Raw genomic sequence first — 19,741 nt, 5'->3', positions numbered from 1 at the left:
TCGGTCGGGGTGTGGAGCGAGCGGTCATGCCGTGCGGTGGTGGGGCGCCAGGGTGGCGTGGATCTGGTCGCGGATGTCGGCGAGGACGGCTTCGGCGCTGCGGCGCACGTACACGGTGGCGGTGGTGCTGATGTGGATGATCGCGGTGATCACCCGCGCCAGCGTTGCCGCGTCGGCGGCACCGATGTAGTCGTTGTGGGTGAGCAGGCCGGTGATGCCGTCCTCAAGGCGGCCGGCAAGGGTGAGACCCGCCTGCCGGTAGGGCTCGGCCGGGTCGCCGAAGACGAGTTCGTGCAGGTATGTGCGGCCGTTCTCGATGTGCTCCCTCAGGCACTCCACCACGGGACGGATGAGAGCGGCGACCGGCTCCAGCACGCCCAGCCCGACGGCGGCGTTCGCAGCGGCGAGGCCGTCGTCGATCGCAGCGGCGAACTTCTCGTTCTGCACCATGATCAGCAACTCGGCCTTCGTGGACGCGTACAGGTAGAGCGTCCCGATCGCGACGTCGGCCCGGTGGGCGATCTGCTGCGTCGTGACCCCGCTGACGCCGTGTTCGGCGAACAGTTCGCGGGCCGCGGTCATGATGCGCTCGCGCTTGGCCTGTTTGGCCAGCTCGCGCCGCCCGATCGGCATGTGACCGCGTCCCATGGGGACCTCCCTTGACAATAATTCTGAGTGCGCTCATAGTTGAGTGTACTCGGGTTGACCGAGCGAGGCGAGGCCCCGGAAGTCGTGCTGAATTGGCCGACCTGGTCTCAGACCTGGATAAATGGGACTAAGGCAAGGAGAGGCGCCCCATGAGAGCGTTCGTCGTCACCAAGTACAAGGAGCCGCTGCAGGAGGCGGACGTCCCCGAGCCCACCGTGGGGGAGCACGACGTGCTGGTGCGGGTGGAGGCCGCCGGGCTGAACCCGCTGGACGAGAAGATCCGCGCCGGTGAGTTCAAGCAGGTCCTGCCCTACAAGCTGCCGCTGATCCTGGGTAACGACGTCGCGGGCACCGTCATCAGCGTCGGGGCGGCGGTTCGCGGCTTCAGGCCCGGGGACGAGGTCTACGCCCGGCCCCACCAGGACCGCATCGGCACCTTCGCCGAGCGCATCGCCGTAGCGGAGGACGACCTGGCGCTCAAGCCCGCCTCGATCAACATGGATGAGGCCGGCTCACTGCCCCTGGCGGCGCTCACGGCATGGCAGGCCCTGGTGGAGCGCGGGAAGGTGCGGCCCGGGCAGAAGGTTCTCATCCACGCCGGCGCCGGCGGGGTCGGTTCGATCGCGATCCAGCTCGCCGCACACCTCGGTGCGCACGTTGCCACGACCGCCAGCGGCTCCAACGCGGACTTCGTGCGCGCGCTCGGCGCGGACACGGTGATCGACTACCGCACCCAGGACTTCGAACAGCTCCTGACCGGCTACGACCTGGTGCTGGACAGCATCGGCGGGGAGACCCTCGCCAAGTCCCTGCGGGTGCTCAAGCCCGGCGGCAAGGCCATCGGGATCTCCGGCCCCCCGGACCCCGCGTTCGCCCGCGAGGCCGGCCTGAACCCGCTGATGCGCCTGGCGGTCGCAGCCCTGAGCGGCAAGATCCGCAGGCAGGCCAAGAAGCTCGGCGTGACGTACGAGTTCCTGTTCATGCGCGCCAGCGGCGACCAGCTCCGCCAGATCACCACTCTCATCGACCAGGGCGTGGTGCGCCCGGTCGTGGGAAAGGTGGTCGGCTTCGACCAGACCCCGCAGGCGCTGCGGTCCCTGTCCCAGGGCGGCATCCGCGGCAAGGCCGTCATCGCGAACAGCTGACCCGGCTCACCCGGCTGACCCAGCTCACCCGGCGCAACCGCGACGGGCGACACGAACACACCGCGGCACAGAACACACCGCGACACAGAACACACGAGGAGAATCCGCCATGAGCAGCACCGACACCCCGAACGAAGCCGTCATCACGTCCTACGCGAAGGCCCCGGCCCGCACCGTCAGCGCCGGTGGCGTCACCTACGCCTACCGCGAGCTGGGCCCGAAGGGCGGTATCCCCGTCGTCTTCTTCGTCCACCTCGCCGCGACCCTGGACAACTGGGACCCCCGCATCATCGATCCCATCGCGAAGGGCCGTCACGTCATCGCCTTCGACAACCGTGGTGTCGGGGCGTCAACCGGTCAGGTGCCGGACAGTGTCGAGGCGATGGCCGACGACGCCTACACCTTCATCAGGGCACTCGGGTTCGACAAGATCGACGTCTTCTCCTTCTCCCTCGGCGGCATGGTCGCTCAGGCCCTGGTGGTCAAGCACCCCGAGCTCGTCCGCAAGCTTGTCCTCACCGGCACCGGGCCCAAGGGCGGCAAGGACATGGACAAGGTCGCCAGAGTCACCTACTGGGACATCCTGCGCGCCACCCTGACCCGCTCGGACCCCAAGGAGTTCCTGTTCTTCAACCGCAACGCCACCGGCAAGCCCGCCGCGCGCGCGTTCGTCGACCGGCTCAAGGAGCGCACCGTCGACCGCGACGCGGACATCAGGACCAAGGCGTTCCAGACACAGCTGAAGGCGATCAAGAAGTGGGGGCGCTCCACCCCCGACGACCTGTCGACGATCACACAGCCCACCCTGATCGCCAACGGCGACAACGACCGCATGGTGCCCTCGGTCCTGTCGGAGGACCTGCACCTGCGCATCAAGGGCAGCGAGCTGATCATCTACCCCGACTCCGGGCACGGCGGCATCTTCCAGTACCACGACCGGTTCGCCCCCGTGGCGGTCGAGTTCCTCGCCCGATGACCAGTGCCTGACCAGGAAGAGCAGGGCAACATCATGAGTACGTCACCGGCCGTCGCACCCCCTGAAGTGAAGAAGCGCCTTACCTCCTCGATCCTGCTGTGGGTGCGCACCGACCAGCCCCGCCAGAGGGGCATGGACCACTGGAAGGGCCCGCACTCGGGGATCATCTCCGCCACCCCGGGCCTGGAGGAGTACCGGCAGATCCACCTCGCCGAGCACAACCCGGGCCTGTGGCCGGCCACCGGCGGGGTCCAGACAGCGATCCCCGCCGACCGGAAGATCGACGGCGTCGCGGAAGTCACCTTCCGATCGGCGCTCGCACCTCTGAAAGGGCGCAAGCAGACGAAGCTGGCCTACGCCGACGAGATCAACGTGTTCCGCCGCACCCTGCTCTACGCCGGCCCGCCGAACTCCTCTCGCTGGTACGACGTCGCAGGCCCCGGAGAGACGGTCGGCGCCCGCGCGCTGATCTACCTGCGCCGCAGAGACGGGGTCGGCGCCGGCGCCTTCCGGAGGTTCGTCAACGAGCAGCTCGCTCCCGCACTCGCCGGCACCGGAGTACTGAAGGAACTGCGCACGCAGACGTTCCTGCCCTGGATCGAAAAGCTCTGGGACACCCCGGACGTCGCCCACGACAACCCTCACGACCAGCACTTCCACGCCTCGGTCGGCCTCGGGTTCACCGACACCGCTGCACGGGACGCCTTCTTCGCGGGCGATGTGATCCAGGGCCTGTCCGAGCGACTGGCACCGCAGGTCTCCGCGATCCACGCCTACGACGTCACCGCCGCCCTCACCTACGTCAAGAACGGCGAGATCCTCCCGCGCTACCAGGAGTGAGCGGCGCGCAGATGCGACGCGGGACCGCCGGATCTGCTGCTCGGGCTGCTGCCGGATCGACCGCCGAGGTCATCCGCGGCTCGACGGCCCCGATCGTGTACCCCTTCGCGACACCGGTCTGCCAACTGTTCGAACGCGATGGATCATGGGTTTCCGGCCTGAAGGGATCACGTCGGGACCGAGGAACAGGCTCAGGCTCAGGCTCAGGCGTCCGTGCGGTGCAGGTCCGGGTAGAGCGCTTCGACCGGACCGCTCAGAGCCGCCTTGACCCCCTTGGTCAACTCGTCGGCCAGGACCTCGTGTTCTCCGGCCTCGACAGCGTCGTAGACCGTCGTCACCAGTTGCGTCGGCAGCATCTTGGGTCCGTCGGCGTGCGCGGCCATGTCGGTGTCGACGTAGCCCATGTGCACACCCGTCACGTGGACGCCCATGGGTGCGAACTCGATGCGCAGCGAGTTGGTGGCCGACCACAGTGCGGCCTTCGACGCGCTGTAGACGCCGCCGAAGGCGTACCAACTGGCAACGGAGTGCACGTCGATGAGGATCGACCCCTTCTTGGCGGCGAGGATCGGTGCGAAGGCGCGGGCGAGCAGGACCGGTCCGAAGAAGTTCGTCTCCATGTTCGCCCGGATGTCCGCCTCGGTGACGTCCAGCAGGCTCGCGCTCGGCGGGATGGCGCCCGCGTTGTTGACGAGCACGGTGACATCCGCAGCGGCGGCGACGGCCGCGTCGATCGACGCGCGGTCGGTGACGTCAAGGGTCAGGGGGACGATGCGGTCATCGTCCCAGGCGCGGGGGGAACGGGCGGTGGCGTAGACCTTGGCGGCGCCGCGTGCCAGGGCTTCGTGGACGAAGTGGGTGCCGATACCGCCATTGGAGCCGGTGACGAGGACGACTGCTCCATCGAGGGAGGGCATGGGTTCCTTCTTTCCGAGGGGGATGTGAAGTGCGTGGCTGTGCACGGACGGAGCGATGACTCCTGGCCCGACCGTGGGATAATGAGCGGAGCCACATTCGAGCCCGCGCAGTTATGACTGCAATCGTAACTGACTACAGTCAGAATCTACTCCTGGAGGACACCGCCATGTCTGTCGCCCCCCGGTCGGTCGGACGGCGCGAGCGGAACAAACAGGAGAAATTCGACCGCATCGTCGCTGCCGCCACCGAACTGTTCGCCGAACACGGCGTCGAAGAGGTCACGACCCAGCAGATCGCCGACAAGGCCGACATCGGCACCGGGACCCTGTTCCTCTATGCCAAGACCAAGGGCGAACTCCTCCTGCTTGTGCAGAACGCCAAGTACGTCGAAGCACTTGAGCAGGGCCGGGCGGACGCCGAGGCCGTCCCGGGCGTGCTGGACGCGGTGATGGCGATCGTCCGGCCGATCGTGGAGTGCAACCGCGTCCAGATCGACAACGGACGCACCTACCTGCGAGAGATGGTCTTCGGTGACCCCGAGGAGCCCCGGCACGGCGCGGCACTCGCCATCGTCGCGCAGACCGAGGAGGCCGTCGCCGCCGTGCTGCGCCGGGACGAACGGGTCACGGAGCGCGACGCCGCGACGCTGGCACACATCGTGTCCGCCGTGATGATGCTCAGCATGGCGGCGAGCGTGAACATCGCCTTGAGCGTCGAGGAGATCGCGCAGGACATCCGGGGGCAGGTCGAGGTCCTGCTGCCTCGCTGAAGCGCGGCCCGGACTCACCCAGGTGGCCATCCGGGGGCCTCGGCCGCGTCAGGGTCCGAATCCCCAAACGGCAGGTCATCCGGCTGTCGCTGCCCGTTCCGACCTGGCCGGAGGGGTGGGGCGGGCGGCCGGAAGGCTACCGCCACCGCGTGCTGCTGGGATTCCGGCGATCGCCTGCCTATGTGGCGTCGGATCCCCGTCGCTCAGCCCCTGTCTCCAGGATTCCGGGTCGAGGCCCGTGTGGTGCGGTCAGGGCTTTGTGGGTCGACTCCAGGATCTTCTCCGGCAGCTCTGTGCCCGCCGTTGCCCGAGCGAGCAGGATCGCGCCGACCAGGGTGGCCACCACGGGAAGGCTGTTGTCGGCGTCGGTGGACATCCACGCGGCGAATTCCCGGACTCCGGCCGCGTACGTTTCGCGCAACTCCCCGGCTGTGGACTGGCGAGCCATGTCCCCGGCGAATCCGGCGGTGGGGCAACCGGTGCCGGGCTGGTCGCGGTGCTCGGCGACAGATTGAAGTCGACGAAGGCGCCGCGCGCGGTGTCGTGACCTCCGTGGGTCGTGTCGAGCGACGCCAGGAGCAGGTCACGTTCCCCGAAAGCGGTTTGAGCCGCCTCGGCCACCAGGGCCTCCTTGGTGGGGGCTGCGCCGCCAGGAGCTGGCGCAGCTGGCCGGCGCGCTCAGGCTGAGCGACGCCGAGCACGTCCACCTCACGCACCTGGCGAAGTCGAAGCAGAAGAGGAAGCAGAAGAGGAAGAAGAAGCCGGCCGGCCGGGCCCGGCATGTGCGGGCCATCTGCGGACGCTGCTGGACACCATGGACGGCGTCCCGGCGATCTTCGTGGGGCGGCGCTCGGACGTCCTCGTCCGAATCAGGATGGCCGCGGCGGGCCTTCGGCGACTGGGCCGAGCTGTCGGCGAGGGAGCAGAACTGGGCGCGGCTGGTGTGCGAATCACGCGACCACTTGCCGTCGACCGGGCGACCACTCTATGGTCGTACGAACGTAAGACATACGAACGTACGACAATCGGGCGTACTTCAAAATCAAGGGAGACCGTAATGGTGACAACTCAACCGGTGGCGCTCGTGACGGGTGCCTCATCGGGCATCGGCAGGGAGACGGCCCGCGCCTTCGCCGCGGCGGGCTTCGAGGTGATCGGAACCGCTCGCAACACCGCGCGGGTCACCGCACCCGCCGGGGTGACCTACCTCGACCTCGACGTGACCAGCGACGATTCGGTCGCCTCCCTGGTCAAGCAGGTGATCGACCGGTTCGGGCGCATCGACGTCCTGGTCAACAATGCCGGCGTCGGTGCCAACGGCGCCGCCGAGGAGTTCTCCGTCGCGCGGACGCAGGAGGTCTTCGACGTCAACGTCTACGGCATCATGCGGATGACCAAGGCGGTTCTGCCGCACATGCGCGCTCAGCGGCGCGGACGCGTCATCAACGTCTCCTCCCTCAGCGGGTTCGTCCCCAGCCCGTTCATGGCCATCTACACCGCGACCAAGCATGCGGTCGAGGGCTACTCCGGGTCGCTGGACCACGAGGTCCGCGAGCACGGCGTCCGGATCCTGCTGGTCGAGCCCGGCCCGATCAACACCCCGTTCGGGGACCACAGCGTGCAGGGCGACACTCCGTTGCCGCTGTACGCGGCGGGACGGCGCACCTTCGACGAGGTGCTGGCGAAAAACACCAGCGGCGGCGATGATCCCGCTGCCGTGGCCAAGGTGATCGTCGCGGCGGCCACCGGCAGGAAACCGAAACTGCGGCGCACCGCCGGCTCGACGGCCGCAAGCATCAGCGTGCTTCACCGCGTCCTTCCGGCCCGGATCTTCGACCGCATCGTCCGCAGATTCAACCGGATGCCGAACTGACGTTCACCCCTCGCTTACTCGAACCCGTCCGAAAGCGGCGGCGTGGCTTCGACGAACACCGCCCCCTCTCGCCTGACCTCCCGGTCCGGCCTCGGGGCGTCATCTGGTCCGTTCCCGTCGCGGGCGGATCGGTGATGCCGTGGCGGTCTCGCCTCACCCTCCGCCACCGCCGTCCGAGGCGACCGGCTGTCCATCACCGACGGCGGCGTCCTGGAGCCCCACGACCCGAAACGGCAGACCGTCATGATCAACTTCCCCGCTCTCCTCGTCGGCGCGGCACACTGACCCGACCAGCAGCAGCCGGGGCGCGAGCCCGGGTTCCCAGGAGGAACACATCGTGCGGTACACGAAAGAACACAAGCAGGAGACACGGCAGCGGATCATCGCAACGGCCGGTCGCCGGCTCAAGCAGGACGGCATCGACGGCTCCGGCGTCGCCACGCTCATGAAGGACGCGGGCCTGACCAACGGCACCTTCTACGCCTACTTCGCCTCCAAGGACCACCTTGTGGCCACGGCTGTCGCCGACCAGATGCGCGCCCAGCACGAGAACATCGTCGCGCTGGCGGCGCCCGGCCGTGCCGGACTCGAACAGCTCGTGCGCTGGTACTTCTCCCCCGAGCAGCGCGACAATATCGAGGACGGCTGCCCCAACGCCGCCCTGCTCGACGAGATCGCCCGCTCCACGGATCCCACCCGGCAGGCCTATACCGACGGCGCGCTGGTTCTCATCGACGGCTTCGCCGCCCGCCTGGCACCCCACGATCCACCCTCGGCACGTCTGCGGGCGCTCGGCCTCCTCGGCATGATGGCCGGGACACTGCAGCTCTCCCGTGCCCTGACCGACAGGCAGCTCGCCGACCAACTCCTCGAACAGGGCATGCGCAACGCCCTCGCACTGCTGGATGACGAACAGCACAACTGAGAGGTCATCCGTGCGCCGATCGGAGGCTGGTCCGGTCGAACAAGGGCGGCGGCCCCCTCGACGTCCCCGGTAGACCTTCGAGCCGACCCGAAGTCAAGGACCTGTACGCCCGCGTACGGCAGCGGCGCCACCCTGTAGAACCACACCCGGTCTTCCCGGGCCGCCTGACAACCTGCGGATCCACCATGCGCGGCACTGCGCACATCGTGAGCGATGTCATGACCCGCATGGTCACCGCCGTCGGCAGTGAGGCCCGTTCCAAGGAGATCGTGCGGACCATGCCGAGGATCGGCCGACCGATGGCGCAACCGAGCCACTCCGGAACGTGATCAGGTCATCGCCATAAGTGAGTTGGAGTCTTCCTTCCCGGCCCCTGTACGTCCCTTGTACGGGGGCTAACCAGCGGAAAGCGAAGCTGGAGTCACTTCCACCGCAGGAGCTGCGGAGGAGGTGAACCCCCCTCACCCGTACAGGAGTTGCGATGAACCGCAAGACCCGCATACGCGCCGCCATCGTCACAGCCACCGCCCTTGTCACCGCCGCGACGGTGACGGCCGGGGTCAGCGCGGCGGGTGCCGACCAGCCGAAGAAGCCCACCAAGAAGCAGATCGCGGCCCTCTTCGACGGCTGGAACAAGACCCTGCAGACCGGCGACGCGGAGAAGGTCACCGACCGGTACGCGAAGGACGCGGTGCTGCTGCCGACCGTCTCCAACAAGATCCGGACCAACCACGCCGAGATCGAGGACTACTTCGACCACTTCCTGCTGAACAAGCCGGTCGGCAAGAAGATCAAGTCGTACATCAACATCCTGGACGACAACTCGGCGATCGACGCCGGCTCCTACTACTTCATCCTCACCGACCCGAAGACCGGCGAGAAGAAGAGGGTCGACGCCCGCTACACGTACGAGTACGAGAAGCGGGGCGGCAAGTGGCTGATCGTCAACCACCACTCCTCGATGATGCCCGAGGGCTGATCGGCCCGGGGACCGCAACGGTCCCGAGCTGCCGGATCGGCAAGGTAAGCAAGGTGGGCAGGTCAGCCGGTGCCCTTCTGGGTCGCCGCCCGCAGGCTGATCACCACGCTCAACCCGCCTCCGGGCGCGTCCGCCAGGGCAACCGTCCCGCCGTCGTCCGTCACCAGCTGTTTGACGACGGCGAGGCCGAGGCCCGAGCCGGAGCGTCCGGTGAGGCCCTGGCCGCGCCAGAAGCGGTCGAAGGCGCGTGACTTCTCGGCGTCCGACATACCCGGACCCCCGTCCGCCACCGTCAACTCCATCTCGTCGCCCCGGGGTTGTGCCCGTACGGTGATCGTCCCGCCGTCCGGTGAGACCTCCAGGGCGTTGGAAAGAACGTTGTCCAGTACCTGGTCCAGGTGACCGGGGCTGGCCAGCACAAGCAGCCGGCCGTCGGCAACCCCACTCCCCCTGAGCGTGATGGTGACTCCACGCTCGTCGGCGGCCGGCCTCCACACCGACAGGCGTTCGTCCACGATGTCCCTGAGGGACAACGGCTCCGCCGCCGTGACCTTCGCCTCGGCCCGGGCCAGCACCAGCAGCCCGTTGACCAGACGGCTCATCCGGACGACCTCCGCGGTCGCCTGCTCCACGTCCTCCCGTACGAACTCGTCGTCGGTGCCGTCCGCGATGTTGTCCAGCGACAGACGCAACGCCGTGAGGGGGGTACGGAGTTGGTGGGAGGCGTCCGCCACGAAGATCCGCTGCGAGGCGACCAGTGTGTCCAGGCGTTCCGCACCCTGGTTGAGGGTGCGGGCGAGCGTCTGGGTCTCCGGCGGCCCCGTCACCCGTGAGCGCGCGGTCAGGTCGCCGTCGCTGAACTTGCTTGCCATACCGTTGAGTTCGCGGAGCGGGGCGGTGATCCGGCGCGCGACATACGCTCCGATCGCGGCGGCGGCGGCCAGGACGAGCACGGCCAGTGCCGCCCGGAAGCCCCAGATGCTCCACAACCGCTTGGTCATGTCCGACGTGGAGTACACGATCCGCACGGCCGTATCCCCCTGCGCGGGGACGGTGACCGTCAGATGCTTGCCCCAGATGAAGTCCGAACCCCAGTCGGTCGTGGGCTTGTTCTTCTCCACGGCCCGGGTCAGGGCCGCGTCCCCGGTCGGCCTCGGCAGGGCGGGAGCGCAGCTGCTGGTAGGGGTGACCTGGACCTGGCCGGGTGTCCCCTCGCGGTAGGCCTCGGCCACCTCGGTCAACGCCTCGCACGAGATGGCGTCCCCGTTGCCCAGCACCAGCGCCATGGTGTTGGCCTCGCGTAGGACGGACTGCCTTGTGTCGTCCCGGAGTTGCTTGGTCAGCGTGAACGCCACCGGCACCGTGAACAGCAGGATGGCCACCGCGACGAGCAGGATGTAACTCCGGATGAGCTGGCGGTTCATGAGGTGCCCAGGCCCCCGTCGCCCCCGTCGGCGTTCTTGACGATCTCCAGCCGGAAGCCGACGCCCCGTACCGCCTCGATCGCGATCGCACCCTTCAGCTTCCGCCGCAGCGCCGCCACATGGACGTCGAGCGTCTTGGTCGGCCCGAACCAGTTCGCGTCCCAGACCGCCTCCATGATCTGCTCGCGTGACATCAGCGCGCCCGGCTCCTCGGTGAGGAAGGCCAGCAGGTCGTACTCCTTGGGGGCGAGGGCGACCTCGTCGCCGTCCAGACGGACGCGGGCGGCTTTGCGGTCGATCGTCAGGCGGGTGCCGTACCGGTCGGGGCCGGCCTCGGTGGCCCGGTCGCGCGGCTGGACGCGCCTCATCACCGCCCTTATGCGTGCGATGACCTCTCGTACGCCGAAGGGCTTGGAGACGTAGTCGTCCGCGCCGAGTTCCAGGCCGACCACCCGGTCCGTCTCGTCGCTGCGCGCGCTGATGACGATGATCGGGACGTCACCGCGTGCGCGCAGCGCCTTGCAGACGTCCAGGCCGTCGGTGTCGGGCAGGCCGAGGTCGAGCAGGACGACGTCGTAGGGCTCGGTGTGGCTGAGCGCCGCGCCGCCCGTGGACACCCACGCCACCTCGAAGCCGTAGCGCAGCAGGCCGCGCCTCAGCGACTGGGCCACCGGTTCATCGTCTTCCACCAGGAGTACGCGCACAGCGGCACCTTAGTCCTTGAAACTTAATTCACACTGGTCACGCGTATTCCGTGGCGAGATGGGCATGTGCCGTCCGGAGCGGCCGAAGATCGCTGCGGTGAGCGGGACATCTCACCATGCGATACCCCGAAGGGGGAATTCGGCCGCTCGTTAGACTGAGCCGACCGCAGCAGCGGTCCCGAGACGGACTGAGCGAGGAGCGCACGTGGGCCTTGTCGTGCAGAAGTACGGAGGCTCATCCGTAGCCGATGCCGAGGGCATCAAGCGCGTCGCCAAGCGAATCGTGGAAGCGAAGAAGAACGGCCACCAAGTGGTCGTCGTCGTTTCAGCGATGGGCGACACGACGGACGAGCTGATCGATCTCGCCGAGCAGGTGTCTCCGATGCCTGCCGGGCGTGAGTTCGACATGCTGCTGACCGCCGGAGAGCGGATCTCCATGGCACTGCTGGCCATGGCGATCAAGAACCTGGGTCACGAGGCCCAGTCGTTCACCGGCAGCCAGGCAGGCGTCATCACCGACTCGGTCCACAACAAAGCCCGGATCATCGACGTCACGCCGGGGCGCATCCGGACCGCGCTGGACGAGGGCAACATCGCCATCGTCGCCGGGTTCCAGGGCGTCAGCCAGGACAAGAAGGACATCACCACGCTGGGGCGCGGCGGCTCGGACACCACCGCCGTCGCACTGGCCGCCGCCCTCGACGCCGAGGTGTGCGAGATCTACACCGACGTCGACGGTGTGTTCACCGCCGACCCGCGCGTGGTGAAGAAGGCCCGGAAGATCGACTGGATCTCCTCCGAGGACATGCTGGAGCTGGCCGCGTCCGGCTCCAAGGTGCTGCTCCACCGGTGTGTGGAGTACGCCCGCCGTTACGACATCCCGATCCATGTGCGCTCGTCCTTCTCCGGACTGCCGGGCACCTGGGTCAGCAACGAGAATCCCAAGTCGCAAGGGGACCAGCAGGTGGAGCACGCCATCATCTCCGGAGTCGCCCACGACGTCTCCGAGGCCAAGATCACGGTCGTCGGCGTCCCGGACAAGCCGGGCGAGGCCGCGGTGATCTTCCGCGCGATCGCGGACGCGGAGATCAACATCGACATGATCGTGCAGAACGTGTCGGCAGCGTCGACCGGGCTCACGGACATCTCCTTCACCCTCCCCAAGTCCGAGGGCCGCAAGGCCATCGACGCCCTGGAGAAGGCGAAGGGCGGCATCGGCTTCGAGTCGCTGCGCTACGACGACCAGATCGGCAAGATCTCGCTGGTCGGCGCGGGTATGAAGACCAACCCGGGCGTCACCGCGTCCTTCTTTCAGGCGCTGTCCGACGCGGGCGTGAACATCGAGCTCATCTCGACCTCCGAGATCCGCATCTCGGTGGTCACCCGCGAGGACGACGTCCCCGGGGCCGTCCGAGCCGTGCACTCGGCCTTCGGCCTCGACTCCGACAGCGACGAAGCCGTTGTCTACGGAGGCACCGGCCGTTGATGGCCGCGCACCGATCGACCGCGCCGGGATCGACCATCGGCGCCGCGCCCGGCTGGGCCGCCACGAGCGGATCGGCCGGTCCTCGGCCGTCCGTGTCCGGGCCGACCGCACCCGGATCGGCCGCGGCGATCGGATCGGTGGGTGCTCGGTCGGTCGCGTCCGGGGCGAGTGCCGGGCCCCGGTCCGCCGCGCGGCCCACGCTCGCGGTGGTGGGAGCGACCGGCGCCGTCGGTGCCGTCATGCTCCGGATCCTGTCCCACCGTGCGGACATCTGGGGCGAGATCCGTCTCGTCGCCTCCCCGCGCTCGGCCGGCCGCAAGCTGACCGTGCGCGGCGAGGAGGTCGAGGTGGTCGCGCTGTCGGAGGAGGCCTTCGACGGTGTCGACGTCGCGATGTTCGACGTGCCCGACGACATCGCCGAACGGTGGGCGCCGATCGCCGCAGCCAAGGGCGTCGTCGTGATCGACAACTCGGGCGCCTTCCGGCTCGACCCGGAGGTGCCCCTCGTCGTCCCCGAGGTCAATCCGCACGCGGTACGGCAGCGCCCGCGCGGGATCATCGCCAACCCGCACTGCACGACCCTGTCGATGATCGTCGCCCTGGGCGCGCTGCACGCCGAGTACGGTCTGCGCGAGCTGGTGGTCTCCACGTACCAGGCGGTGAGCGGGGAGGGCCGGGCCGGCGTGGACACCCTGCGCCGGCAGCTGTCCCTGGTCGCCGGTACGGAACTGGGGACCAACCCGGGAGACGTACGGCGGGCCGTGGGCGAGGGGACGGGGCCGTTCCCCGAGCCGGTCGCGCTGAACGTCGTACCGTGGGCCGGTTCGGTCCGGGCGGACGGCTGGTCGTCGGACGAGATGCAGCTGCGGGACGAGACCCGCAAGGTTCTCGGGCTGGCCAAGCTCCCCGTGGCGGTGACCTGTGTACGCGTGCCGGTCGTCACCGCGCACGCGCTGACCGTCCACGCCCGGTTCCAGGGAGAGGTCACCGTCGCCGGGGCCCGGGAGATCATCGCCACCGCACCCGGGGTCGTGCTGTTCGACAATCCGGAGGCGGGGGAGTTCCCGACCCCGGTGGACGTGGTCGGCACCGACCCGACCTGGGTCGGCAGGGTCCGGCGGTCGCTGGACGACCCGACCGGGCTGGAGCTGTTCGTGTGCGGGGACAACCTGCGCAAGGGCGCCGCGCTCAACACGGCACAGATCGCCGAGCTGGTGGCGGCCGAGCGGGCCTGACGACGTCCTGACGCTTCCCTGACCTCCCGCTGACCGCCACCTGACCGGGGCCTGACCATGGCCTGACCTGCGGGTAACCCTCTGTTCTGATCTGTTCGCGATCTGTCGATCTTGTCGGAAATCACTCTGGGTATGGCAGAAAACGTTTGTAGGATCCAGGTGAGATCGGCGAGATCGGCGAGAACCGAAGATTTTCCTCCCCGCCTTCCGCAACCGCGCGGACGGTGGGGAGCGTCTTTGCGGTCGCCCTTCCGGGGCGTGGGACGCCGTGACCATGCGGGGGACGCGCGGTGACCATGGATTTAGGGGAAGAGCGGGACGCATGAGGGTGGCTGTGTCGGATGACGCAAAAGTGATGCCGGATGCGTACAACCCTGACGGGGGTAAGCGTGTCCAACATGCGTGGCAGAGGTACTGGACTTCAGAGCGGCGACGCGCGGCACAACCCTGCGTCCGCCCCGCCGACCCCGCGTGCCCGGTGCGCCCGGCGGCATGCCGGTGATCGCGCCGATGCCCGCAGCGCGGCCGGCCCGCATACCCAACCAGCGTGACGGCGCCGACGAGAGCGCGGCGGCGGGGACGACGGTCGATCACCTGACCGAGACGTACCGCGCCCACTACCGCTCCCTCCTCGGTCTGGCCGCGCTGCTCCTCGACGACACCGCGTCCTGCGAGGACGTCGTCCAGGAGGCGTTCATACGGGTCCACTCGGCGCGCAAGCGCGTCCGTGACCCGGAGAAGACGCTCGCCTATCTGCGCCAGACGGTGGTGAACCTCTCCCGCTCCGCACTGCGCCGCCGCATCCTCGGCCTGAAGCTCCTCTCCAAGCCGATGCCCGACATGGCGAGCGCGGAGGAGGGGGCTTACGACCTGCTGGAGCGCGACTCCCTCATCAAGGCGATGAAGGGCCTCCAGCGCCGCCAGCGCGAGGTCCTCGTCCTGCGCTACTTCTCGGACATGACGGAGGCCCAGGTCGCCGAGACTCTGGGCATATCGCTCGGCTCGGTGAAGGCGTACGGCTCGCGGGGGATCGCCGCGCTGCGCATCGCCATGGAGGAACCGGCATGAGCGGCGATCAGGGCCAGGGCCAGGGCGAAGACCGGGAGAGGGACCAGGCGCAGGGGCCCGAGGGACAGGAGGCGGCGGGGTCGGGACCCGAGGAATCGGGCGCGCCCGCTGCCGGGAATGAAGGGCACGGGAGTGCCGGTTCAGGGAGCGACGGTTTCCGGACCGAGGAGTTCCAGGCCGGTAGGGTTCCTGTGAACGGAGCCCGATCCAAAGGGAGTTGGCTGGCCGGAGTCCCTGGACCAGGCCGCCACGAGCAAGAGCACAAGCACAAGCAATCGCATGCTGGGAACGGAACTGTGAATCACGGCCCCGACGACGAGAGCCTGGACGGGCTCGGCTCGGAAGAGCTGGCGCTGCGCACGATGCTGCACCAGGCGGTGGGCGGAATCCAGCCGACCGACGCGGTGCTGGACCATCTCCGGCGCGCGGTGCCCGCCCGACGGGCCCGCAAGCGCCATGCGGCGATCGGTCTGGCCGCCGCCGCGCTGTTCATCGGCACGGCCGTCCCGGCCCTGCTGCACGTCTCGAACGTCACAGGCTCCGAGGCCGACCCCTCCGTCATCGCGGGCCACGGCTCGCAGACCGGGGGCGACAAGGACAACGGCAAGGGTCCGGACGGCGGCGAGAGCACCTCGGGGGGCGGTTCCGGCACGGTCAAGGACAAGCCGACGACCAGCCCCTCCGGCGGCGCGACCGACCCGGACAAGGGCAGCGGCGGCGGCAGCACGACCGGCGGCGCCGATCCGACGTCCAGTTCCGCGACGACACCCACCTGCGACGCGACCCAGCTGGGCTCGGCCACCGGTTCGGTCGGCGCCCCCGACGGCAGCGGCGCGGTGTACGGCACGTTCCGCGTCGTCAACGTCTCCAGCGCCAGCTGTACGGTCGGCGGCACCGGCACGGTGTCGACGCTGACGGAGGGTGCGGCGGACTCGTCGAAGGTGGCCACGGCCGACCATTCGGCGGGGGACGCGGCCGGTGGCCTGCCCGACCCGTCGGCCTCGGTCAGCGGACTGGTGCTGGCGCCGGGTGCGGCGTACACGGTGCAGTTCGCCTGGGTGCCCTCGGAGACCTGCCCCACGAGCGGCGGCACCACCGACGGCGGCACGACGGGCGGCTCCACGGAGTCACCGACGCCCACCCCGAGCCCGAGCACCGACTCGGCCGGGACCACCTCCACCGGCGGCGAGACGGGCACCACGCCCCAACTGGTCACGGAGGACGGCACGGTGGACGACGGCAGCGTGTCGGTGTCCTACACGGCGGAGGCCGGCTCGCCCACGGTGACGGCGACGGTGTCGAACGCCTGCGCGGGCACGGTGTACAAGACCGGGGTCATGGCGGAGACCACGTAGTACCGGCGGCACTCGGCCACCACCCGGGCAGCACCGAGCGGCTCAGCAGTACCGAGCGGTGCTCAACGGGTGGTCGGCCGGGGGTCAGGCGGTGGCGTTTTCCCGAGAGGGTTCCGGGGCTGCGGGTGTTTCGTCGGGCGGCGTGAGCCCCAGCTCCGCGTCCCGCGCGAACTCCGCCTCGCGGCGCACCAGCCGGAACCACATGAAGACGACGAAGCCCGCGAAGACGAACCACTCGCCGGTGTAGCCGAGGTTCTGGAACGCCTTCAGGTCGAGCCCGGTGTCCGCGGGCGCGGTCGCCGGTACGGCCTTCATCCCCGAGTCGCCCCTGTCGAGGGTGACCCAGGCGTCGTACACGTCGTACGGCACGAGGTTCACCAGCGAGGCCGCGCTGATCGCGCCGGTCTGCCCGGCTGGGAGACCGCCCGCCGCGCTCACACCGTTGGACCCCGGCGTCTCGGACGCCTGGAGCGCACCGGTGACGGTGACCTCACCGGCGGGCGGGGCGGGAGCCTTCGCGGGGTCGGCGGTACCGGGCAGCCAGCCGCGTACGACGGGCAGCGCCTTGCCCTCGTCGGTCCGCAGCAGGGTCAGCACGTAGTAGCCGCTGCGGTCGTCGAGCCGCCGGTCCGGGACGAGCAGCTGCTTGCCGTACCGCCCGGTGGCGGTGACGCGGTCCCCGGAGGTCTTCTTGTCGACGGGCAGCAGCTCCGCGAGCGGCCGGGCGGCCTCCCCCTTCTCGGCGGAGACCTCCTCGGTGGCGGTCCTGTGGTCCTGCACCCGGTCCTCGAACCGGCTCAGCTGCCACGACCCCATGAACACGCAGAAGGGGATGGCGAGCAGCACGAAGACGTTGATCCCCCACCAACGGGGCGTCAGCAGAAACCGGTACACGCCTTCCAAGGTACGGGGCGGGGGTGGGCGCCGGGTTCGCGGGGTCGGCCGGGGCCGTCAGCGCAGTCAGCACTGTCAGTGCCGTCAGCTGGTCATGCGGGAAGGCCGCACCCTGCCGCCGGCAATCGGACTGCCGTCGCTCGGGCGGCGGATTGTCCACACCCATCGGCAGGGGATAGCTGGACAATTGCCCAGTTGTAATGATTTGCCGTAAGTCGCCGAACACGGCGGAGTGGCAAGTGAAAGAGAATCCGATCAGCATGAAGAAACTCGTTGTCAAGAGCAGGCGTGCGTTCGCCGTGGGCTTCGTCGCCTCCACGCTCGCCCTGGGAATAGGTGTCGCCGCCCCGGGTGTCGCCTCCGCGCAGCCGGCGCCGGTCTCGGGTAGTGCCCAGCACACCCAGAATCCGCCGAGCAACATGGAATTGGGCATCGACTTCTGGGAGAATATGGGATGGCCGAACTGGCGCAACCTCGGTGACCGGGAGTGGATCGAGGCGGCCCACTGGACTGACAGCAACGGGGCTACCCACTCCGACTTCGTCTTCACCGGCGGCCGGTTCTACGACCGCGACCAGGGCCTCATCAACTTCATGAACAGCCCGGCGGCCCCCAGCTCCAGCCATGGGTACACAGGGACCTTCCAGGAGTACAACACGACCATCTACGACCGTCAGCGGGACGACGCGGTTCCCCGCCGTGACGCCAACCGGATCGTCCGGGCGATCGGTACCGGCGACCTGTTCTGGACCAACGACCACTACTCGACGTTCCACTACGCGGGACGGAGCTAGCACATCTGAAGGGGGTGTGACCGCCGCGCGGCGGTCACACCCCCTTCAGCCGCGTCCACGCGTTGTGGTCACGCGGCGTGGCGGTGCCCCTGAGCGTGGCGGGAAGCGGTGAGGAACTCGCGTTCCAGACCGGTCAGCTCGTCGGGTTCCTGACAGCTGAGGAAAAGGCCTTCCGCGATGGCGAGGCGCTTGCCGCGATAGAGGTCGCACTCGTCGTGACCGAGCTCCTGCCAGGCTCCCGCCGCCTCGGTCAGATACCGGTGGTGCAGCAGGCGCTCGCGGTCCTCCTCCAGCCACCGACGCAGCCTGGGAGACTCGCTGATCACGGCGTCGTGGGTGAGCTCCGCGGAGTCCTCGCCGAGTGTGACGAGCCGGGCGCCGACCAGCGTGTTCAGCACCGGCCGCGTCTCCCGGTCCTCGAACGCGCGCAGCTCGGACGGCCGCACCGGCCGGCGCACGTAGGAGCGGTTCTCGTCGGGGGCGACAAAACGGCGCAGCACCCTGCGCGCGGTGAGCCGCTGCCGGGCGCACAGCCGGTCGAACACTTCATCCGCTGTGGTGGCGAGGGAGCCCCGCACCCCGCCCATCTCCTCGTAGTCGGCCAGGGTGAGCACCCGGCCGCGCCGACGGCACCAGACGCGCAGCAACGCGTTCGAGAGCATGGGCAGCATGGTGGGCTGCCCGAGGAAGTCGTCGACCAGCCGGGCCGTGAGATCACGTTCCACGGCGAGCCCGGCAGCCGCCGCCGGGCGGACGATCGCCTCGCGCAGCTCCGCCGACGTCATCCCCGGCATCCGCACGGTGCAGTCGGTCAGTGCGTCGAGCCAGGGTGTCCGACGCGGGCACCACCACAGGAAGTCCGGCCTGAGGTCGAGGACCACCCTCAGCCGCGATTCCGGTCGCCGCGCGGCCATCAGCAGTTCGACGAACCGCAGCCGCTCGTCCAGGTCCGGCACCGGCGTGCCCAGCTCGTGGGACTCGTCGACGACGATCCAGCGTTCCGGGTCGTCGGCGCCGGGCGACAACAGCCGCTCGTACGTGGTCGCCGGCCGTGGTCCCGGCGTGATCAGGTGGACGGTGACCGGGTGTCCGGCGCACCGCGCGGCATCTCGCAGGACCGGCAGCAGACCGGCGCGCAGCAGCGAGGACCTCCCGCTGCCCGACGGTCCGGACAGCGCGGCGAACCGCTTCGTGCGTATGAGGTCGAGCAGGCTGTCCACCACACGGTCGCGCCCGAAGAACAGGTGCCGCTGCTCACTCTCGAACCGCTCCGGCCCCCGGTAGGGCGACAGGGCGACGTCGTCGTCCCGGAACGCGGCCGACTCCTCGGCGGCCAGCGACCACCGTCGCTGCCATTCGTCCGGATTCCCGCCACAGGCCCGGGCGAAGGCCACGACCACGGCCAGGGACGGCAGCCGGTCGCCCGCGGCGGCCTGGGCCAGCGCGGTGGGGGAGTAGTGGGCACGGCACGCCATCGAACGGTAGGTGGGGCTGCCGGCGTCGGCCCGCAGCGCACGCAGTTCGCTCGCGAAGCGCTGAACGGGACCTTCGTCGGGATCCAGCGGTTTCTCGGGACGACCCATCTTTCCTTCCCTGCCTGGCCACGCACCCTGCACGGGGATGCGCCTCGGCCGGGACGCACGCTGCCCGGGGGCGCATGTTCGACGCTGCCGGTACCGGTGGGACGGAACAATGGGGGCTGCTTAGA

Annotated in this window: 20 protein-coding genes and 1 pseudogene; 14 read left to right on the top strand and 7 right to left on the bottom strand. The window is 69.2% G+C overall.

The window, feature by feature from the left end:
* Nucleotides 1–24: 24 nt before the first annotated feature.
* Nucleotides 25–648 carry a TetR/AcrR family transcriptional regulator gene (locus OHN74_RS19135; protein WP_327695770.1) on the bottom strand — a complete coding sequence of 208 codons (624 nt, stop codon included), beginning with the start codon at nt 646–648 and terminating at the stop codon, nt 25–27.
* Nucleotides 649–797: 149 nt separating this feature from the next.
* Between OHN74_RS19135 and OHN74_RS19130 the strand changes: the two genes are divergently transcribed.
* The 3 genes from OHN74_RS19130 to OHN74_RS19120 all read left to right on the top strand — a co-directional run bounded on the left by OHN74_RS19130 (nt 798) and on the right by OHN74_RS19120 (nt 3,609).
* Nucleotides 798–1,793, top strand: a complete 996-nt coding sequence (locus OHN74_RS19130; protein WP_327695769.1) for an NADP-dependent oxidoreductase — start codon at nt 798–800, stop codon at nt 1,791–1,793.
* Between the two features lie 109 nt (nt 1,794–1,902).
* Entirely contained in the window at nt 1,903–2,769 is an 867-nt protein-coding gene (locus OHN74_RS19125; protein ID WP_327695768.1) for an alpha/beta fold hydrolase, read from the top strand.
* Between the two features lie 33 nt (nt 2,770–2,802).
* On the top strand, nt 2,803–3,609 hold the full coding sequence (locus tag OHN74_RS19120) for a strictosidine synthase (protein ID WP_327695767.1): 807 nt from the start codon (nt 2,803–2,805) through the stop codon (nt 3,607–3,609).
* A 203-nt stretch (nt 3,610–3,812) separates the two neighbouring features.
* Here the strand turns inward: OHN74_RS19120 and OHN74_RS19115 are convergent, their stop codons facing one another.
* Entirely contained in the window at nt 3,813–4,526 is a 714-nt protein-coding gene (locus tag OHN74_RS19115; protein ID WP_327695766.1) for an SDR family oxidoreductase, read from the bottom strand.
* Between the two features lie 167 nt (nt 4,527–4,693).
* On the opposite strand from OHN74_RS19115, the gene OHN74_RS19110 reads away from it, so the two are divergent.
* Entirely contained in the window at nt 4,694–5,296 is a 603-nt protein-coding gene (locus OHN74_RS19110) for a TetR/AcrR family transcriptional regulator (RefSeq protein ID WP_327695765.1), read from the top strand.
* Nucleotides 5,297–5,474: 178 nt separating this feature from the next.
* On the opposite strand, the gene OHN74_RS19105 is transcribed toward OHN74_RS19110, so the two are convergent.
* Nucleotides 5,475–5,744, bottom strand: a complete 270-nt coding sequence (locus OHN74_RS19105) for a hypothetical protein (protein WP_327695764.1) — start codon at nt 5,742–5,744, stop codon at nt 5,475–5,477.
* Nucleotides 5,745–5,934: 190 nt separating this feature from the next.
* Here OHN74_RS19105 and OHN74_RS19100 point away from each other — a divergent pair.
* The 5 genes and pseudogenes from OHN74_RS19100 to OHN74_RS19080 form a co-directional block, all read left to right on the top strand.
* A pseudogene (locus tag OHN74_RS19100) lies at nt 5,935–6,240 on the top strand (MmyB family transcriptional regulator); the annotation flags it as partial.
* Between the two features lie 113 nt (nt 6,241–6,353).
* Nucleotides 6,354–7,169 carry an oxidoreductase gene (locus OHN74_RS19095; protein ID WP_327695763.1) on the top strand — a complete coding sequence of 272 codons (816 nt, stop codon included), beginning with the start codon at nt 6,354–6,356 and terminating at the stop codon, nt 7,167–7,169.
* A 334-nt stretch (nt 7,170–7,503) separates the two neighbouring features.
* A complete protein-coding gene (locus OHN74_RS19090) occupies nt 7,504–8,094 on the top strand; it encodes a TetR/AcrR family transcriptional regulator (protein WP_327700181.1) in 591 nt (196 codons plus the stop codon).
* Nucleotides 8,095–8,279: 185 nt separating this feature from the next.
* Entirely contained in the window at nt 8,280–8,423 is a 144-nt protein-coding gene (locus OHN74_RS19085) for a hypothetical protein (protein WP_327695762.1), read from the top strand.
* A gap of 152 nt (nt 8,424–8,575) precedes the next feature.
* Complete coding sequence (locus OHN74_RS19080) at nt 8,576–9,073, top strand: SgcJ/EcaC family oxidoreductase (protein ID WP_327695761.1); 498 nt, start codon at nt 8,576–8,578, stop codon at nt 9,071–9,073.
* Nucleotides 9,074–9,135: 62 nt separating this feature from the next.
* Here the strand turns inward: OHN74_RS19080 and OHN74_RS19075 are convergent, their stop codons facing one another.
* Nucleotides 9,136–10,497: a sensor histidine kinase gene (locus OHN74_RS19075; protein WP_327695760.1), complete on the bottom strand. Its 1,362-nt coding sequence runs from the start codon at nt 10,495–10,497 to the stop codon at nt 9,136–9,138.
* A complete protein-coding gene (locus tag OHN74_RS19070; protein WP_327695759.1) occupies nt 10,494–11,201 on the bottom strand; it encodes a response regulator transcription factor in 708 nt (235 codons plus the stop codon). Before OHN74_RS19070 ends, OHN74_RS19075 begins: the two co-directional genes overlap by 4 nt.
* 205 nt (nt 11,202–11,406) lie before the next feature.
* Between OHN74_RS19070 and OHN74_RS19065 the strand changes: the two genes are divergently transcribed.
* The 4 genes from OHN74_RS19065 (at nt 11,407) to OHN74_RS19050 (ending at nt 16,345) form a co-directional block, all read left to right on the top strand.
* Entirely contained in the window at nt 11,407–12,687 is a 1,281-nt protein-coding gene (locus tag OHN74_RS19065) for an aspartate kinase (protein WP_164409969.1), read from the top strand.
* Nucleotides 12,687–13,922 (top strand): aspartate-semialdehyde dehydrogenase, encoded by a 1,236-nt coding sequence (locus OHN74_RS19060; protein ID WP_327695758.1) that lies wholly within the window; start codon nt 12,687–12,689, stop codon nt 13,920–13,922. The genes OHN74_RS19065 and OHN74_RS19060 overlap by 1 nt, the downstream gene beginning before the upstream one ends.
* A 402-nt stretch (nt 13,923–14,324) precedes the next feature.
* Nucleotides 14,325–14,990, top strand: coding sequence for a SigE family RNA polymerase sigma factor (locus OHN74_RS19055; RefSeq protein ID WP_327695757.1), 666 nt, complete (start codon nt 14,325–14,327; stop codon nt 14,988–14,990).
* A gap of 296 nt (nt 14,991–15,286) precedes the next feature.
* Complete coding sequence (locus OHN74_RS19050) at nt 15,287–16,345, top strand: hypothetical protein (protein ID WP_327695756.1); 1,059 nt, start codon at nt 15,287–15,289, stop codon at nt 16,343–16,345.
* Nucleotides 16,346–16,429: 84 nt separating this feature from the next.
* Here the strand turns inward: OHN74_RS19050 and OHN74_RS19045 are convergent, their stop codons facing one another.
* Complete coding sequence (locus tag OHN74_RS19045; protein WP_327695755.1) at nt 16,430–17,239, bottom strand: SURF1 family protein; 810 nt, start codon at nt 17,237–17,239, stop codon at nt 16,430–16,432.
* 260 nt (nt 17,240–17,499) lie between these two features.
* Here OHN74_RS19045 and OHN74_RS19040 point away from each other — a divergent pair, with 260 nt between their 5' ends.
* The gene (locus OHN74_RS19040) at nt 17,500–18,033 is read left to right on the top strand and encodes a hypothetical protein (RefSeq protein ID WP_327695754.1); all 534 of its coding nucleotides are present in this window, start codon (nt 17,500–17,502) and stop codon (nt 18,031–18,033) included.
* A 68-nt stretch (nt 18,034–18,101) separates the two neighbouring features.
* Here OHN74_RS19040 and OHN74_RS19035 read toward each other — a convergent pair whose 3' ends face one another.
* A complete protein-coding gene (locus OHN74_RS19035; protein WP_327695753.1) occupies nt 18,102–19,616 on the bottom strand; it encodes a helix-turn-helix transcriptional regulator in 1,515 nt (504 codons plus the stop codon).
* Between the last annotated feature and the right edge of the window lie 125 nt (nt 19,617–19,741).

The organism is Streptomyces sp. NBC_00459, from assembly GCF_036013955.1.
GTDB lineage: Bacteria > Actinomycetota > Actinomycetes > Streptomycetales > Streptomycetaceae > Streptomyces.
Note: the sequence above shows the minus strand (reverse complement) of the source record. Positions and strands in the feature narration are given on the sequence as shown.

What these genes read in the sequence shown, in the direction of transcription:
- OHN74_RS19075 (WP_327695760.1), bottom strand. Translation starts at nt 10,497, where the DNA reads ATGAACCGCCAGCTCATCCGGAGTTACATCCTGCTCGTCGCGGTGGCC.
- OHN74_RS19095 (WP_327695763.1), top strand. Translation starts at nt 6,354, where the DNA reads ATGGTGACAACTCAACCGGTGGCGCTCGTGACGGGTGCCTCATCGGGC.
- OHN74_RS19105 (WP_327695764.1), bottom strand. Translation starts at nt 5,744, where the DNA reads ATGGCTCGCCAGTCCACAGCCGGGGAGTTGCGCGAAACGTACGCGGCC.
- OHN74_RS19110 (WP_327695765.1), top strand. Translation starts at nt 4,694, where the DNA reads ATGTCTGTCGCCCCCCGGTCGGTCGGACGGCGCGAGCGGAACAAACAG.
- OHN74_RS19060 (WP_327695758.1), top strand. Translation starts at nt 12,687, where the DNA reads ATGGCCGCGCACCGATCGACCGCGCCGGGATCGACCATCGGCGCCGCG.
- OHN74_RS19035 (WP_327695753.1), bottom strand. Translation starts at nt 19,616, where the DNA reads ATGGGTCGTCCCGAGAAACCGCTGGATCCCGACGAAGGTCCCGTTCAG.
- OHN74_RS19040 (WP_327695754.1), top strand. Translation starts at nt 17,500, where the DNA reads ATGAAGAAACTCGTTGTCAAGAGCAGGCGTGCGTTCGCCGTGGGCTTC.
- OHN74_RS19125 (WP_327695768.1), top strand. Translation starts at nt 1,903, where the DNA reads ATGAGCAGCACCGACACCCCGAACGAAGCCGTCATCACGTCCTACGCG.
- OHN74_RS19135 (WP_327695770.1), bottom strand. Translation starts at nt 648, where the DNA reads ATGGGACGCGGTCACATGCCGATCGGGCGGCGCGAGCTGGCCAAACAG.
- OHN74_RS19080 (WP_327695761.1), top strand. Translation starts at nt 8,576, where the DNA reads ATGAACCGCAAGACCCGCATACGCGCCGCCATCGTCACAGCCACCGCC.
- OHN74_RS19120 (WP_327695767.1), top strand. Translation starts at nt 2,803, where the DNA reads ATGAGTACGTCACCGGCCGTCGCACCCCCTGAAGTGAAGAAGCGCCTT.
- OHN74_RS19130 (WP_327695769.1), top strand. Translation starts at nt 798, where the DNA reads ATGAGAGCGTTCGTCGTCACCAAGTACAAGGAGCCGCTGCAGGAGGCG.
- OHN74_RS19115 (WP_327695766.1), bottom strand. Translation starts at nt 4,526, where the DNA reads ATGCCCTCCCTCGATGGAGCAGTCGTCCTCGTCACCGGCTCCAATGGC.
- OHN74_RS19085 (WP_327695762.1), top strand. Translation starts at nt 8,280, where the DNA reads ATGCGCGGCACTGCGCACATCGTGAGCGATGTCATGACCCGCATGGTC.